The sequence below is a fragment of the Pedobacter sp. UYP24 genome (genome assembly GCF_054057295.1).
On record NZ_JBSRZD010000002.1, the window covers coordinates 559,301 to 575,669 of the forward strand.

Below are 16,369 nucleotides of genomic sequence, written 5' to 3' on the forward strand. Positions count from 1 at the left end.
ACAAAAGACCGCAACGGGCTTTGGTTCAATTTATTCTTTGCAACCCGCAGCCCGCAATAAAAATTACTTTGTGTACTTCTTAAAAATGGAAGTTGCCGTATGCCCACCAAAGCCAAAAGTATTGTTAAGTACGTAATTAACCGTCTTCTTTATTGACTTGCCCAGGATGATATTCAAACTAGCAGGAATTTCAGGATCAAGATTCTTTGTGTTGATAGTACCCGGAATGGTATCATTTACAATAGCCATGATACTAATCACACTCTCAATTGCACCTGCACCACCCAGTAAGTGACCAGTCATAGATTTTGTAGCGCTTATTGCAACAGGAAGATCACCAAAGATCTTCTTAATTCCATTCAGTTCGCCTACATCACCCAATCCGGTAGAGGTAGCATGGGCATTGATATAATCTATTTTTTCTGGACCTATCCCTGCATCCTTTAAAGCTTTAGATATACCCAATGATGCACCTAATCCATCTGGAGGTGTTCCAGTTAAGTGGTAAGCATCAGCAGCCATACCGCCACCAACCATCTCTGCATAGATATGCGCACCGCGTGCAAGAGCATGGTCCAGATCTTCTAATATCAAAGCACCTGCTCCTTCGCCGATTACAAAACCATCCCTGTCCACATCAAACGGACGTGAAGCAGTTTGTGGATCGTCATTTCTTTTAGAAAGTGCATGAGCAGAATTAAAACCACCAACAGACGACTCAGTAATGGCAGCTTCAGATCCACCGGCAACCATAATGGTTGCTTTTCCTAACCTGATGGTATCAAAGGCACTAATAATTGCAGTATTTGATGATGCACAAGCAGAAACCGTTGCATAATTGGGGCCATGTAGTTTGTTACGTATAGAGATCACTCCTGCAGCAATATCAACAATCATTTTAGGAATAAAGTATGGACTAAACCTTGGTGTTCCATCTCCCAAATGGTATTCTTTTAACTGCTGCTCAAACGTGCTAATTCCACCGTTACCAGATGCCCAGATCACACCAACTTCATAACGTTCCACTTCAGGCATGGTCTCAAAGTCTAAGCCCGAATCCTTTATAGCCTGATCACTGGCCGCAATTGCGTATTGGGTATAAAGATCATATTTCTTAATTTCTTTTTTGTCTACATAAACAGTAGCATCAAAATCTTTAACCTCAGCAGCAAAGTTGGTCTTAAACTTTGACGTATCGAATTTTGTAATTGCTGCAACACCACTCTTGCCGGCAACTATGTTTTCCCAGAATTCATTTACACTATTACCTAAAGGGGTCACGGCACCTAAACCTGTTATTACTACTCTTTTCATATTCACTATTTATTGATTAATCCTGCAAACAGGTTTCCTAATATTTTATAAAATTAAGGCTTTTTAATCAGAACATATAATTAACAATTGATTCTAACGTTGGTTACCGACCTGATTACTTCAATGTCAGCAATTTAAAACCTACAGCATCTGCTGTTAAAACATCCGGACCCGCTTCACTTTTCACAAACTTCAACCCTATATTTCCTGTTATTCTTGGTGAAACTTTTACGTCAGAATGATGTATGTGCATCACATACTGCATATTGCCGCTTAGATCCGTATACAAATCTCCGTGACCTGTTCCGTTAAAGCCAACATTTTTGCGACTAATTATCGGGTTGCCCGAAAATTTCTTCCAAGGGCCAAGTGGCGACTGAGACGTTGCATAGCCCACCGCATAATCTATATTTCTAAAATCATTGGCAGAGTAGATCAGGTAATATAAAGATTTGTGCTTTATCACCGTAGGCCCTTCGGTTACAGGCCAGTCTGTCTTCTGTGTATTTTCCCAATATTCCGCACCTGAAATGCATTCCTTTTCTGTACCCATAATTACGTCAGAAAGATCTGGTTTCATTTCTACAACAAAAATCCGGTTACCATTCTGGAGTTTTACATGGTACAAATACACCTTCCCAGTATCGTCAAAAAACAGGAATGGATCTATCTGTTTTCCTGTGCCAGACAATGCCTTTAATTCTTTTTGCTTAAATGGTCCTAGTGGACTATCACTGCTAGCGATGGCAATTTGTTCATCTGCAGTGTAGGCCATGTAATATTTACCGTCACGCTTAAATACCTGAGGCGCCCAAAATCCTCCGGCACCGAATGACTGGCCCTTGCTCAACACAAAGCCATTGTTTTTTCCCGCAGGTCCGGTCCACTTTTTAAGATCTGCCGATTGATACACCTCAAAACCTTTGTTGCTACTGGTACCATAAAGGTAAAATTTTCCCTTATCTGCAAAAATGGTAGGATCTGCCATAGCGATAGTCAAACTGTCAACTTGCTGATCTGCTACCAAATGACCTTTAATCATCCATATCCCTGTTCGACCACCATAAGCATTGGTACTGGTTAATGCGATAATGGTATCGTCATCTAAAACAGCTAAACTGTTCCATAAACAAGCTTTTCCTACGGGGATAATAAATGGCGCAGATTTACTGCCGAAATTCCTGGCCTCACTATCACCTACAACAACCTTCATATCTGCAAAATTCATTTGGTTTGCCCTACCTTCAGTACCCTGGTAAGAAAGTATGGTTTCGCCAGTGCTCAGTTGTCGCAAATAGGGCGCCCCAGCATAAATCTGATCTTCAATTTTGTCTGCAAGCGCATAAGTTCTATTCTTGCTATTCGGACCAACAGCCATTTTCCAATTTTCATCTAGGGTATTCCTGATGATATAAGGCTTAAAATTCTTAAAGCCATTGTCTTCAATTGCAAAAACTACTTCCTTATTATTTTTTAACAATAAAGGAACAGGCATCCCATCTCTGGATCCATTTCTAAAGCTAACTATTTCTGTTTTTTTTGTCCAATTCTTTCCCCCATCCTTAGATCGAAGCATAGAAATATTTTGCTCATTAGAACTCCGGTAATCAGATTCATTGGCGAAGAATACTTGCACCTCACCGCTTGGCAATTGCACAGCAGAAGGCTCCCAACATCCATTTTCAAACTTACTGTCTGCTTCGTAAAGGGTTTGACCGGGCGACCAGCTTTTGCCTCCATCTGCACTTCGAAGACAATTGATAGCAAACCTATCTTTTTCAGGTTCATCACGAGATCTTCTTGGCCTGGGGTTGTAAAAAACCAGAATGGTATGGTCTTTTAATTGCAGCACATCAGGAACAGACATATTTACATCACGCTGTTTTGCGGCAAGCAGCTCAGGCTCAGACCAGGTTTTCCCCAGGTCTTTACTTCTTATGTTCACAATTTCGCCAGCAGCTTCGTATACACAAAATAGAGATTTGTCATGCAGCTGAATCATTCTGGCATAACTGCAATAACGAGCTTCATTCTTGGTAGAAGAAATTTTGCTAAGCGTAGTCTGATCCCAAACAATGTGCTTACCTTTTTTACCAGGCATACTTTTAACACCGCTAAAACCAACACCTATGGGCGCAATTACAGCGGGCACAATGGTAAATGAAACCAAACAGCAGGAGGCTAGAAAGAAAACTACGCCTATTATTTTTTTATCAAACACGACCAAGGAATCTTTAAATTTTGGATGCAAGATAACAGAATTACATAAATAAAATGATACCTTCGAGATTGACATTACTGCACTTAAAACATAATTGAAGTACCTGATGAAGAAACTTAGCTTAATATTTACCCTTCCTTTTTTAGCCCTTTCGCTTTTTGCCCAAAAACCTGCACAGAAAAAAACCTCAGGAAACCCATTGTTTCCAGGTTGGTACGCAGATCCTGAAGGTGCAATATTTGGCAAAGAGTACTGGATTTATCCTACCTATTCTGCCAGATATGAAGAGCAAACTTATATGGATGCATTCAGCTCTAAAGATTTAGTAACCTGGACAAAGCATCCCAATGTACTGTTGAAAGAAAATATCAAATGGGCAAACAAAGCAATGTGGGCGCCATCTATTACAAAAAAAGGCAACAAGTATTATCTTTTCTTTGGTGCTAACGACATACAAAATGACAATGAACTCGGCGGCATTGGCGTAGCGGTGTCAGACAAGCCCAGCGGACCATTCATCGACCATATCGGCAAGCCACTAATTGACAAATTTCACAATAAGGCACAGCCGATAGATCAATATGTTTTTAAAGATAAAGACGGACAATACTACTTATATTATGGCGGTTGGGGCCATTGCAATGTGGTAAAACTAAGCGACGACTTTAAAAGCGTTGTTCCCTTTCCAGATGGAACTACCTATAAAGAAGTTACTCCAAAGGGTTATGTAGAGGGTCCATTTATGTTCATCAGGAATGGCAAATACTATTTCATGTGGTCTGAAGGTGGTTGGACTGGACCTGATTATTCCGTAGCTTATGCAATGGCAGATTCACCAATGGGACCATTTACCAGGATCGATAAGATCTTAAAACAAGATCCAGCTGTTGCCACAGGTGCTGGTCACCATTCCGTTGTTCAGAACCCAAAAACTAAAGAATACTACATCATTTATCACCGCAGGCCATTGAGCGAGACCAACGGCAACCATAGGGTGACCTGTATTGATAAAATGGAGTTTGATGAAAACGGTTTAATCAAACCGGTAAAGATCACCTTTGAAGGAGTAGCACCTAGTCCCATCAAATAAAATTAAGCAGCTTAAGCCAGATATAGCCTTCTGATGAGTTCAGTACTCTGCAACTTGCCATGGCTTAGCTTATCTTTAAAGAACTCTTTAGTGGCATCAAAATGCTGCTTGTATCCATTCATATCACCATAGCCGATTAGAGACGACCATTCCCGCACTGCGGAATGGAATTCCAAATCATCGGCACGGATGCTTTTATCAAATAATGCCGTTTCGATAGACTCTTCCAGCAGTTCCTCATTTTGGAACAGCAGCTCTGCAATGCCAAGGCGTAATTTGAATGGAGGTGTTTCGCAAATCAAATTGTGGTAAGGATTGATCCCAAGTTTACACCAGGCATCAACCATGCTCAATAGGCTTAAGTGCGAGTTGGGCTTTCTTATTCCCGCATCGGTCGCCAAAGAAAATTCTTGTATAATATCATTACTAAGCATGATCTGTTTGTTCTGATTATCAAAAACAAAATCCCTAGCCTTGTAAAGACGGGCACGAAACTCATCCGCTTCTTCCTTGATCATCAATTTAAACAACTCAGATTCAGATTGCGCATACTGTTTTACCTGAGCAGAAGCATAAGGATTTAAAATTGCCAGTCCGCCATAAATATGCGCCTTACTGCTAAATATCCTAAGGGTAGTTAATATCTTAATATTGTCTATACCACCGTTATAAGATTGGTTTTCCCATGGAAAAAAGCCTGCTTCTTTCCATGCCGTGCCCATACTTTCAAAACCGAAATGAGTTACCGCCTGTGTATCCGCAACAATTTTATCATGATAATGATAATCTGCAATTTCTACCAGTTCAGAATCAAGTGCAGAGAGCACAGTAATCATACGCTGGTAAGCCTCATCAGTAGTGCGGTGAGGAATTACAATTAATTTTTGTCCTTTGGTATCTATAACCGGGCCGTGTAGTGAATGGCATGGAATAATATGAACATCCTTAGGAAGATATTTTTCCATGGCTTCAATTTCTGGATGCTTTACAGAAGTTTGTCCTGCAACAATAGCCCCATATTTGGTAGAAGAACCATACTGTCTTACCACATCAGCTATTTTTTCTGCTTCAACAGAATAAAAAATCACATCACATTGGCGGGAAACCTCTTTCCCATCAGCCATTAACTCAATATCATAAGGAGCAAGTTTCTCTCTTAAAGCATCTAGCTGCTGAGGCAAATCGCAACCAAACACTTGGTAGCCAGCCTTTGCAAATGATATGGCATATAAGCAACCCATATCTCCCAGCCCAATCATTCCAATTTTCATTCTCTCGGTTAATAGTTCGAATCTAAAGATTGTAAATATACCGATATAAAAAAAGAAAGCGCTCATATTAAATAAGGCGCGCTTTGCAGATGAGATTCAAAGGGATATTTACAATGATCAAGTCATAAAATATGTTCCTTTATGCAACACATTGTGGAGATGTTCTACAACATATTTTGAGCACCAATACCTCAAATAACTGAAAATCAGTCGCGTGCCAAAAACTGTTTCCAATGGCATCATTATGATACCTACCCTAATCGTAATTGATAACAATTATTTAATTAATGAACACTAAAATAAAAATTATGAAAAAGATCATTTTATCAGCAGTATTTTTAGCATTAGCAGGATTAACTACAGTAAAAGCAAACGAAATCAAATCATCATATCTTATCGATACTGTAAAACAAGATAGTACTACAAAAACTCCGGTTGAGTTGAAAGACTTACCCGACTCAGTTAAAGCTACCCTGGCTACTGAGCCAGTTAAATTATGGATACCTACAGCGGCCTTCCTGATCACTAATCCGGATAAAACATCGTATTACCTGATCAATGTTAAAAAAGAAGAAGAAACCGGTTCTTTGAAAGTTAACAAAGACGGTAAAATTATTCAATAATCCCAATTGAAATATATAGTGACTAAAAGGCTGGAGCAATCCGGCCTTTTTCTTGATATAATTTTGCCTCTATTCAAAAATAGCATACATTTATCAGTAATCATTTCAATTAACTATTGATTAAACAAACTCGATAATGGCTCGGGTTATGCTCCTATTTGGGTTATAATTTATAGGGAGATAACAGGGAGGTAATAGGGACGTAACAGGGAGGTAACAGGGACAAAATCCCTTTTAGATCCCTATTATCTACGAGTTAATTATTTATCAGGTATTAGTTACCTAATTTGAAATACCTACTTCATCCCTAACTTGTCCTTAATTATTGTTGGCCATAACATTTAAAAATCAAGTATAAACTTTTAGCTTACTTTTTACGTTCTTAAATCAAGTATGAAAATAATTTCCCTTTTGTTATTTACGTTTTGCTTTCAAACCAGCTTTTCTCAAGGTATCATATACCCCAAAATGCTGCAGAAAAATAAGGCGGTAAAAAAATTAATCCCTCCACAATGGAAAGTTATAGATTCTGTTCGTGGTGATTTAAATGGCGACAATGCGGAAGATTTGGCTATGGTATTGGAATTTTACGCGGCCGTTAAAGAACCCAGAGCTTATGGAGATAATGAAACAGAACTGATTACCGAAATACAGCGACCCAGGATTCTTGCTATCTATTTCAAGTCTGGGAAAAACTATGAACTTGCTTCACAAAACAACAATTTCATACTGCGCTCTGAAGAAGGCGGAGGAATGGGAGATCCTTTAAGGCCAATGGCAATAAAGGACAATAAACTCAGTCTGAATTTTGAGGGTGGCAGCAACTGGAAATGGAAGTTGAGCTACAGTTTTAAATTTAATAACCAGGAATGGCAACTCGCCAATGCCAGAAACTATTCGTTTCATGACGGCACTGGAGAACTCAATGATAAGGTATACGATTTTATTAATAAAACCAGTAAAGTGGTTTCGGGAACAATTAGCAACAAAAAGAATGCAAACACGACCGTAAATCAGCCTATTAAGCTCAATAAACTTAAAACGTTTGCCAGTTTTAAAAAGCCCTGGACCTGGGAGATAAAACCTGGTGAGTTCCTGTAGACTAGGTTAAATTTCTATCTTTAAACCAAACCTCATCCGGTACAGCATCGAATTGCTTCATTTTCTCAATTAGTACTGCCGGGTCTGATTCATTAAATACCAAATCTTTATTAGCAGGTTTTAAGAAACGGTGGGCTACCATTACTTCCATCTGCGCAAATAGCGGATCATAGAAGCCGCCAATGTTTAATACGCCGATTGGCTTATTGTGTAAGCCAAGCTGTAACCAGGTAAGTACTTCAAAAAACTCTTCCAGCGTACCAAATCCTCCTGGGAGTACAATAAAACCATCACTCAAATCAGCCATCGCTTTCTTGCGCTCGTGCATGTTCTCGGTGATGATCATTTTAGTTAGGGATTTGTGCCCGACCTCTTTGTCCATCAAAAATTGAGGAATTACACCCGTAACAGCACCTCCTTTTAAAAGTATTTCATCTGCTATTACACCCATTATACCTACACTCCCACCTCCATAAATTAAGGTAATATCCTGATCAATGAATTGCTGGGCGAGGCTTTCAATGGCGGTCCGCATTTGGGGATCGCCATTGAAATTAGAGCCGCAATAAACACATATTGCCTTCATATCTTATCTTGAATAATTTGGTGCTTCTTTAGTAATCGAAATATCGTGCGGGTGACTCTCCCTCATTCCTGCCGCAGTAATGCGTACAAACTTCGCCTTTTGAAGATCAGCAATAGTAGCCGCACCGCAGTAGTGCATCCCTGCCCGCAAACCACCTACATATTGGTAGATGACTTCGGCCAGTGTACCTTTGTATGGAACGCGACCAACAATTCCTTCTGGAACCAACTTGGTTACCACATCTTCTTCATCCTGAAAATAACGGTCTTTTGAACCCAATTGCATGGCTTCTACGGAACCCATACCCCTGTATGACTTGAATTTACGACCTTCATAAATGATGGTCTCCCCAGGAGATTCTTCAACTCCAGCAAACAGTGAGCCTGCCATGATACAGCTGGCGCCGGCCGCAATAGCCTTTACAATATCGCCAGTTTGTTTGATACCACCATCGGCAATAACAGGTATGCCTGTACCGATTAATGCTTGCGCACACTCGAAAACAGCATACAGTTGCGGAACTCCAACGCCTGCAATAATTCTGGTGGTACAGATAGAACCCGGGCCAATACCTACTTTAACAGCATCAGCACCCGCAGCAGCTAAAGCTCTTGCAGCATCTGCTGTTGCGATATTTCCTGCAATAACCTGAAGATCAGGAAACCTTTCTTTTATGGCTTTAACCATATCAATAACTCCTTTAGAATGGCCATGGGCGGTATCAACAGTTACCACATCCACTCCTGCCTGAACCAAAGCGGCTACGCGTTCTATATTATCAGCAGCAACACCAACCGCAGCACCAACTCTTAATCGGCCTTTATCATCCTTACAAGCTTTTGGGTAATTTTTATATTTCTGGATATCCTTAAAAGTGATCAATCCGGCCAGCCTGCCATCTTTATCCACTACGGGAAGTTTTTCAATTTTATAATCCTGTAAAATTTCTTCAGCCTGCAATAAAGTAGTCCCTTCTGCTGCAGTGATCAGGTTTTCTTTAGTCATCACCTCAGAAACCGGGCGCTGCATATCTTTTTGAAAACGAAGATCGCGATTGGTTATAATCCCTACTAATTTACGATCTGCATCGACAATCGGTATTCCTCCAATTTTAAACTCTTTCATGATCTGGAATGCATCAGCAACCTTTGCACTTGCGCTTAGTGTTACCGGATCTTGAATCATACCACTTTCAGAACGCTTTACTTTACGCACCTCATCAGCCTGACGCTCTATGCTCATGTTCTTGTGCAGCATACCAATACCACCTGCCTGGGCAATAGCAATGGCTAAACCAGCTTCGGTAACGGTATCCATAGCAGCTGAGACTATAGGAACATTAAGTTTTATGGTTCTGGTAATGTAAGTTCCGGTATCTACGTCGCGTGGAAGAACTTCAGAGTAGGCTGGTACCAGTAATACGTCATCGTAAGTGAGACCTTCGGCAATAAATTTGTGGGGATCAAGTTGCATCGCAAATAATTTAGGAGTTACTATTTGCCGGGCAAAGATACGATTCTTTTCAGGATTAGGCAATAAAGTTAGTAAGATAGCTGCCAGAGGGGAAAAGATTACATTTATATTAAATTGTACAACTTTATTTCTTTCTTATCAAGATATACCTTATTATTGTTTTAACCAAAATAGCTCTAATGATTAACCTCAAATCTATGCTCTTTGGCCTGTTCATCTTAACAGGCCTGTCTGCCGTTGCTCAACAAAATAACCAAGTTGCTAAAAGAACATTCAAATTTGGTAAAATAGAACCCTCAGAATTTGAGACTAAAGTAAAAGGTGTGGATTCCGCTGCTGCTGCAGTGATACTTTTTGATGTAGGCAAGGGCCACTTTGAATTTGGTTCAAAGGGACTGGAATTTGTTTTTGAAAGGCACATTCGGTATAAAATATTTAGCAAATTAGGGTACGAATTTGCGAATATGCAATTGCGGTTCTATTCGACTGATGACGCTGAAGTCTACCTTGATGACATGGAGGGTGCCACCTATAATATGGAAGGCGGAAAAATGGTAGTTAGCAATATTGGCAAACAATCAAAATTCACAGAAAAGCAAGACAACAACTTTACCGTTAAAAAATTTGCCTTGCCAAACGTTAAAGAAGGTTGTATTATAGAATTTAAGTATACCACAAAATCCAACTTCTATCAAATGCTAACTCCATGGTATTTTGAAACCAGTATCCCTACCCTATACTCGGAATATGATGTTCGAATTCCTCCTTTTGCTAAGTATAGGGTAACCCAAAATGGTGCTTATAAACCCTCACCAAAAAAGGAATACATTAAACAAAACTTCATCTCCTACTACATGAACATGATAGATGCTCCGGTAGGCAAGAGCGTATATATTGCAGAAAACATACCAGCATTAAAGACGGAGAATTATGTTACCTCCATGGAAGATTACATTAGTAAGGTGGAGTTTGACCTGAATAGTTTCGACTTTGAAGGCAGTTCAATATTAAAAAACATAAGAAGCTGGCCCCAAATTGTAACCTCACTTGAAAAGCACCCATACTTTGGTGGTTACGTCAATAAAAGGGACTATTTAAAAACATTGCTTAAGCAAATAGTAAAAGACGGTATGCCAAAGGATACTATTCCATTTCTAATATTCGACTATGTAAAGAAGAATATAAAATGGAATGAGCAAAACAGTTTTATCACTTCAGAATCTGACCCAAAGAAAATCTTTGAAAAGAAACTAGGTAACGCCGCTGATATTAACTTAGCTATGCTGGCCCTATTTAAAGAAGCGAAACTGGAAGCCTGGCCAATACTAATTAGCACCAGAAGTAATGGAAAGCACCCGGGCACTCCTAGTACCGCCAAATTCAATAGCCTGGTAATTGATGTAAAGCTGGGAGAGCGACACATATTTTTTGATGCCACCAGCAAAAACCATACGGCAGATATCATTGCTTTTGATGATTTAAACCACGTTGGTTTTAAAGTAGATATGGATAAGAAATCTGGCGAGTGGATAAATACCGAAGAGGGAAAGATTAGTAAAAAGAATGTTAGTTATGTACTTACATTAAACAAAGAAAATAAGCTGGAAGGAAAATTATTTCTTTTGAGCACTGATTATGTGGCATTAAACCGTAGAAACGATTTTATAGCTTCGAATAACATGGATGATTTCTTGAAGAAGTATAAAAGCGATAAGCCGGGTTTAGGTATAAAAGAGTATGTAGCAGAAAATATGGATAACCCTGCAGAACCGCTTTCTGAATCTATGGATGTAGTGATTGATGATGCGGTAGAAGAAGGCGGGAACCTCTTGTACTTTACTCCACTGCTATTTGAACGAATGAAAGATAATCCATTTAAATTGGAAGACAGACAATTCCCAGTCGACTTTGGACATCCGAGAGAAGAAACCTACAAGTTTATTATTGATGTTCCAGCTGATTACCAATTGGATAAACTACCTACCAATGAAAATTTTAGTTTAATGGACAACAGCGCAACCTTCGCTTTTACTACCAAAAAAGACGGCAATAAGTTTGTGCTGACAAGTAAAATTTCCTTGAATAAATCTGTGTATTCACCAACAGAATACAGGCTTCTTAAAACGATGTATACCAAAATCATCAGTAAACAAGCCGAACAAATTGTGATCAAGAAAATCTAATTAACATGCTCAAAACGATAGTCACTTTAATAATAACAGTTATTTCGTTGGTAGGTTATGGCCAGGGGATATATGACGTAAGCAAGATACCCGCAGCGATGTCGGCAAATGCTGCTGTAGTTGTAAGAAATGAAGAGCAATTGTATGAGGTTAAAAACCCTGGCAGCGCCTATTATGAATATAAAATTGCGATTACCATTATGAATAGCAATGGTGAAGACGCGAGCAGAATGGTAGAATTTTATGACAAATTCTCTTCCATTTACAACCTCAAAGCTACCCTATATGCTGCCAATGGTGTTAAGATAAAGGACTTTAAATCTTCTGAGTTTGGAGACCACAGTGCGATTTCCAGTGGCTCTATTTACGAAGACAATAGGATAAAGTTCTTGAACATTATGCACACCAGTTTTCCATATACAATAGAATACAGTTATAGCATGGATTATACTGGAATAAAGTTTTACCCATCATGGCATCCAGTTGGAACTTGGGGTCATTCAGTGGAAAAGTCAAGCTTTACTTTTAAGATCCCAGAAAACATGACCTTTAAATACCTTAAAAGTAAGGGCATACAAACAGACTCGATGAAGGTAAAGGATAAAATGCAGTACAAATGGGCATGCCAGAATGTGCCTGCATTTGAATATGAGCCGTTAAGCACGGGTTTAACAGGCGTAACACCCTGGGTAAATCTGGCTCCCAATCAGTTTGAATACGACAATTCAAAAGCCAACATAGAGAACTGGGTTAGTCTTGGATCATGGTTGTATGGGCTTAGCAATGGCATGCAAGTTTTGCCAGCTACTACCAAAGCAAAGGTGCAGGAACTAATCAAAGATTTGAAGACAGATAAGGAAAAGATGAAGGTATTGTATCATTACCTGCAAGAAAATACAAGATATGTGGGAGTTCAGCTTGGAATTGGTGGTTACAAGCCAATTTCTGCAGAAAAGGTATCAGCTGTTAACTATAGCGACTGTAAAGGACTGTCGAACTATATGAAGGCCTTACTGCTGGAGGCGGGTATTCCGTCTAATCTTGTAGTGATCGGTAACGACATGCCTTCTTTGAACCCTAAATACGCAAGTTTAACCCAGGCAAACCACATGATTTTATGCGTACCCCTGGAAAAAGACACCACCTGGCTGGAATGTACCAGTCAATACGTACCGATGGGCTACATAGGTAATGGAAATTCAGATAAAACAATTTTGCTAATTACTGATAAGGGTGGGAAATTGGCGCAGACTCCTGTTTATACTCCAGAAAACAACTATCAAAAACGCATCACAAAAGTTGTGCTCGACGATGATGGTGCAGCTAAAATCAATATAGAAACCAAATATGGATATGCCCAGTATGAAGAGCATCTAGGCATGATGTTACAGCAACCTACAGACCAGCGTAAAAGGGTAATGAACATGATGAGCATCCCGAATATGCAAATAGAACAGCTAAGCTATAACCAGCCCAACAAAGAAACTGCCGTGATGGAAGAGAAGATAGCAATTAAAGCCTCACAATTGCTGACAAAAGGGGCCGACAAAATATTCTTAACTTTAAATTTGATAAACAGGCAGGGAGGTACAGCTTCAGTAGTAGAAAACCGTAAAACAGATTTTGCAGTAGATTATAGCTATAATGATGAAGATGAGATCATCTATACCCTCCCAAAGGGCTATAAAGTAGAGTTTCTACCTAAAGATGTGCTGATTGAGTCTGAGTTTGGAAAATATACCGCAAAAGTTATTGCGAAGGACAATACATTGGTCTATCACCGTAGTAAAACCATAATAAACAGAAAATACCCTGCTGAAAAATATGCCGACTATGTAGCCTTCTCCAAGAAAATATTTCAGGCAGATAAACAAAAAGGAATTTTAACAAAAGCAGAATAACCTGAAGCTGTTACTTTTTCCCGGCAATAACCTTAGTGAAATCAGCGCTGTTTAAATACAAGTGGGCTAGTTTCCTCAGTTCAACAGGAGCTATGGTACGTACCGTTTGGATATAACGGTCGTAATAGTCGTAATCAAGCCCAGAAAAATAGAGGTTCTTAAACTTATCAGCGTGAGAGAACGCGTTCTCAAGACTACCTAGTAAAGAGCCAAGCATATAACTGCGTACCAATTCCAGTTCCTGTTCTGGAATTTCAGTTGTCTTTAGCGTTTCTATTTCCTTATCAATTTCATTAAGTGCATCATTACATACGTCTGCCCCTACCTCTGTAGCGATGAATAAATAACCAGTGTCTTGCAAAGAAACTACGCCAGACCCTATACCGTAGGTGTAACCTTTGTCTTCCCTGATATTAGACATTAACCGGGAACCAAAATAACCACCTAGTACACAATTTAAAACCTGCAATCCGGCAAAATCTTTGTGAGTTCGGTTTATGGTTAGCGTTCCCATCCTAATTGCTGACTGCAAAGCATCGGGCTTTTCAATCAGAATTTGAGAACCTGGGGTTGCAGTAAAGACAAATTTATTATTTACAGATGGGCTATTGTTTGCCCAGCCTTTACCGATTATTGAATTTAATATGCTGTATTCCTTTTCTTCAAATTTGCCGGCTGCAATAATAGTGCAATTTTCAGGCTTGTATGCGGCTTTAAAATAAGCGATAAGATCGTCGCGCTTTATGGCATCGTAATCGTTCGCTCCGATATTTGACCCATAGGTTGTATCTCCAAAAAGCGTATTCGCAAATTGCTTTCTTGCTAAAAAATCATTCTTTTGAAGGCTTACCGATAAGGATTGTTTTTGATTTTGGATGAAGATCGCTAATTCCTGTTCTGGAAAAACACTGCCATTTAAAATATTATATAAGATTGGTAGTACAACAGCGAAGTGCTTGTTTAGGGTATATAATTTTACGCTGCATTGATCTGCGCCGTACTCTGTTTGTAAAAAGGCCCCATAGTAGTCAACCTTATCGGCAATCTCTTTTGCGGAAAGATCAGCAGTACCATTATTGATTAGATGACTAACTACTAAAGACTGCAGCGGTTTATTTTTATCCCAGTTTACATTTTGAAATAAAAATTCAATGCGTAGTAAATCTTGCTGACCAGCATTTATAGTAAACAAGGGTATCCCGTTATCTAACAGCTGTTTAACTGGTTTTATAAAATTTATATCCTGAACCTCCCTTGAATCTGGAGCTATGGTACGGTTAAGCATCTTGCTGGGTTAAGTAGTATAAAGTAGATGATTGATGTTTTTGAAAGGTTGCTTTAGCAGCATTTAAAATGCGTTGCGGAGTAACAGCAAGGTACTTTTCAATTTCAGTATTTAAGCTATCGGCGTCTTCAAGCAATTCATAGTAAGCCAGATTCATTGCCTTATCAAGCAAACTCATCTCGGCAAATACCATGATAGATTCTGATTTATTCTTCACTTTGGTAAGCTCATCCGCTGTTACTTCCTCTTGGGTAAGCTTAAAAAGCTCTTCCCATATAGCATCCTCAGCAGTTTCTACGGTTACTCCTTCTACCAACTTTCCTTCAATTACAAATAACCCTTCATCTATGCTGCTGGTAACATAGGCATGGATATCACTAAAAAGCTGCCTTTCCTTGAGTAAGCTATTGTACAATCTGGAAGATTGTCCCTGCGATAAAATATCTGCCAGAAGGTCGTAGCTCTGATATTCTGGATCCATCCGCTCCGGCATTTTAAATGCGATATATATGGCATTTAACGGCACAGCAGCAATAATATTTTCCTGGCGGGCTTCAGTTTGGATTTGTTCCTTAGGTAAATTCCTGTTGTATTTGTTTCCTGCAGGAATAGCGCCAAACCATTTTTCGGCCAATTCCTTTACATCGGCGGTTTTAATGTCTCCTCCAACAACCATAATTGCATTTTGAGGATTATAGTGCTTTGTGAAAAATGCTTTCACATCCTCCATTTTTGCATCTTCGATTTGCTTTAAGTCCTGACCGATGGTAGCCCACTGATAAGGGTGCTGCTTATAGGCAAGTGGCCTCAGCTTAAGCCAAACATCGCCGTAAGGCTGGTTCAAATAACGTTGCTTAAACTCCTCACAAACAACATTACGCTGCGTTTCAAGGCTCTTCTCAGAGAAAGCAAGGCTAAGCATCCTGTCGCTCTCCAACCAAAATGCGGTCTCAATATTTACCGCAGGCAGTGTAATGTAATAATTGGTGATATCATTACTGGTAAAAGCATTGTTCTCCCCGCCTACTCTTTGCAATGGCTCATCGTAACTTGGAATATTGACTGATCCGCCAAACATGAGGTGCTCAAAAAGATGCGCAAAGCCTGTTTTGCCAGCTTCTTCGTCCCGTGCGCCAACGTCGTATAAAATATTTAGAACAGCCATTGGCGTGGTATCATCTTCGTGTACAAGAACACGCAAACCATTAGAGAGCGTAAAGCGATTAAAATTTACCATATATTGAAGTAATTGCGCCAAATATAGGAAATCTGTTAAAGGCAATTGTGTTTAGTCTTTAATTTTTTATGACAGAGCGAAGAT

General features: G+C 39.4%; 12 protein-coding genes. 5 read left to right on the plus strand and 7 right to left on the minus strand.

Translation table 11 applies throughout. The features are described 5' to 3' along the window. Positions 1-63: 63 nt before the first annotated feature. Together fabF and ACVWYN_RS07100 are read right to left on the minus strand one after the other, a co-directional pair. On the minus strand, positions 64-1,314 hold the full coding sequence (fabF, locus tag ACVWYN_RS07095) for a beta-ketoacyl-ACP synthase II (protein ID WP_457288135.1): 1,251 nt from the start codon (positions 1,312-1,314) through the stop codon (positions 64-66). Between the two features lie 115 nt (positions 1,315-1,429). Next, positions 1,430-3,535, minus strand: a complete 2,106-nt coding sequence (locus tag ACVWYN_RS07100) for a family 43 glycosylhydrolase (RefSeq protein WP_457288136.1) — start codon at positions 3,533-3,535, stop codon at positions 1,430-1,432. Between the two features lie 106 nt (positions 3,536-3,641). Here ACVWYN_RS07100 and ACVWYN_RS07105 point away from each other — a divergent pair, with 106 nt between their 5' ends. Next, complete coding sequence (locus ACVWYN_RS07105) at positions 3,642-4,625, plus strand: glycoside hydrolase family 43 protein (RefSeq protein ID WP_457288137.1); 984 nt, start codon at positions 3,642-3,644, stop codon at positions 4,623-4,625. Positions 4,626-4,636: 11 nt separating this feature from the next. Here the strand turns inward: ACVWYN_RS07105 and ACVWYN_RS07110 are convergent, their stop codons facing one another. Next, positions 4,637-5,896 (minus strand): prephenate dehydrogenase/arogenate dehydrogenase family protein, encoded by a 1,260-nt coding sequence (locus ACVWYN_RS07110; RefSeq protein WP_457288138.1) that lies wholly within the window; start codon positions 5,894-5,896, stop codon positions 4,637-4,639. A gap of 308 nt (positions 5,897-6,204) precedes the next feature. Between ACVWYN_RS07110 and ACVWYN_RS07115 the strand changes: the two genes are divergently transcribed. Together ACVWYN_RS07115 and ACVWYN_RS07120 are read left to right on the plus strand one after the other, a co-directional pair. Further along, positions 6,205-6,519 (plus strand): hypothetical protein, encoded by a 315-nt coding sequence (locus tag ACVWYN_RS07115; protein WP_457288139.1) that lies wholly within the window; start codon positions 6,205-6,207, stop codon positions 6,517-6,519. 393 nt (positions 6,520-6,912) lie between these two features. Continuing rightward, a complete protein-coding gene (locus ACVWYN_RS07120) occupies positions 6,913-7,620 on the plus strand; it encodes a hypothetical protein (RefSeq protein ID WP_457288140.1) in 708 nt (235 codons plus the stop codon). A gap of 1 nt (position 7,621) precedes the next feature. Here ACVWYN_RS07120 and ACVWYN_RS07125 read toward each other — a convergent pair whose 3' ends face one another. Both ACVWYN_RS07125 and guaB read right to left on the minus strand, forming a co-directional pair. Next, positions 7,622-8,206, minus strand: coding sequence for an LOG family protein (locus ACVWYN_RS07125; RefSeq protein WP_457288141.1), 585 nt, complete (start codon positions 8,204-8,206; stop codon positions 7,622-7,624). A 3-nt stretch (positions 8,207-8,209) separates the two neighbouring features. Beyond that, entirely contained in the window at positions 8,210-9,679 is a 1,470-nt protein-coding gene (gene guaB, locus ACVWYN_RS07130) for an IMP dehydrogenase (protein ID WP_457288142.1), read from the minus strand. A gap of 179 nt (positions 9,680-9,858) precedes the next feature. Here guaB and ACVWYN_RS07135 point away from each other — a divergent pair, with 179 nt between their 5' ends. Both ACVWYN_RS07135 and ACVWYN_RS07140 read left to right on the plus strand, forming a co-directional pair. Next, complete coding sequence (locus ACVWYN_RS07135) at positions 9,859-11,862, plus strand: DUF3857 domain-containing protein (RefSeq protein WP_457288143.1); 2,004 nt, start codon at positions 9,859-9,861, stop codon at positions 11,860-11,862. 5 nt (positions 11,863-11,867) lie between these two features. Beyond that, positions 11,868-13,763, plus strand: coding sequence for a DUF3857 domain-containing protein (locus ACVWYN_RS07140; protein WP_457288144.1), 1,896 nt, complete (start codon positions 11,868-11,870; stop codon positions 13,761-13,763). Positions 13,764-13,773: 10 nt separating this feature from the next. Here the strand turns inward: ACVWYN_RS07140 and ACVWYN_RS07145 are convergent, their stop codons facing one another. Together ACVWYN_RS07145 and ACVWYN_RS07150 are read right to left on the minus strand one after the other, a co-directional pair. Beyond that, on the minus strand, positions 13,774-15,048 hold the full coding sequence (locus ACVWYN_RS07145; RefSeq protein WP_457288145.1) for a M16 family metallopeptidase: 1,275 nt from the start codon (positions 15,046-15,048) through the stop codon (positions 13,774-13,776). Next, positions 15,041-16,285: a M16 family metallopeptidase gene (locus ACVWYN_RS07150; RefSeq protein ID WP_457288146.1), complete on the minus strand. Its 1,245-nt coding sequence runs from the start codon at positions 16,283-16,285 to the stop codon at positions 15,041-15,043. Before ACVWYN_RS07150 ends, ACVWYN_RS07145 begins: the two co-directional genes overlap by 8 nt. Between the last annotated feature and the right edge of the window lie 84 nt (positions 16,286-16,369).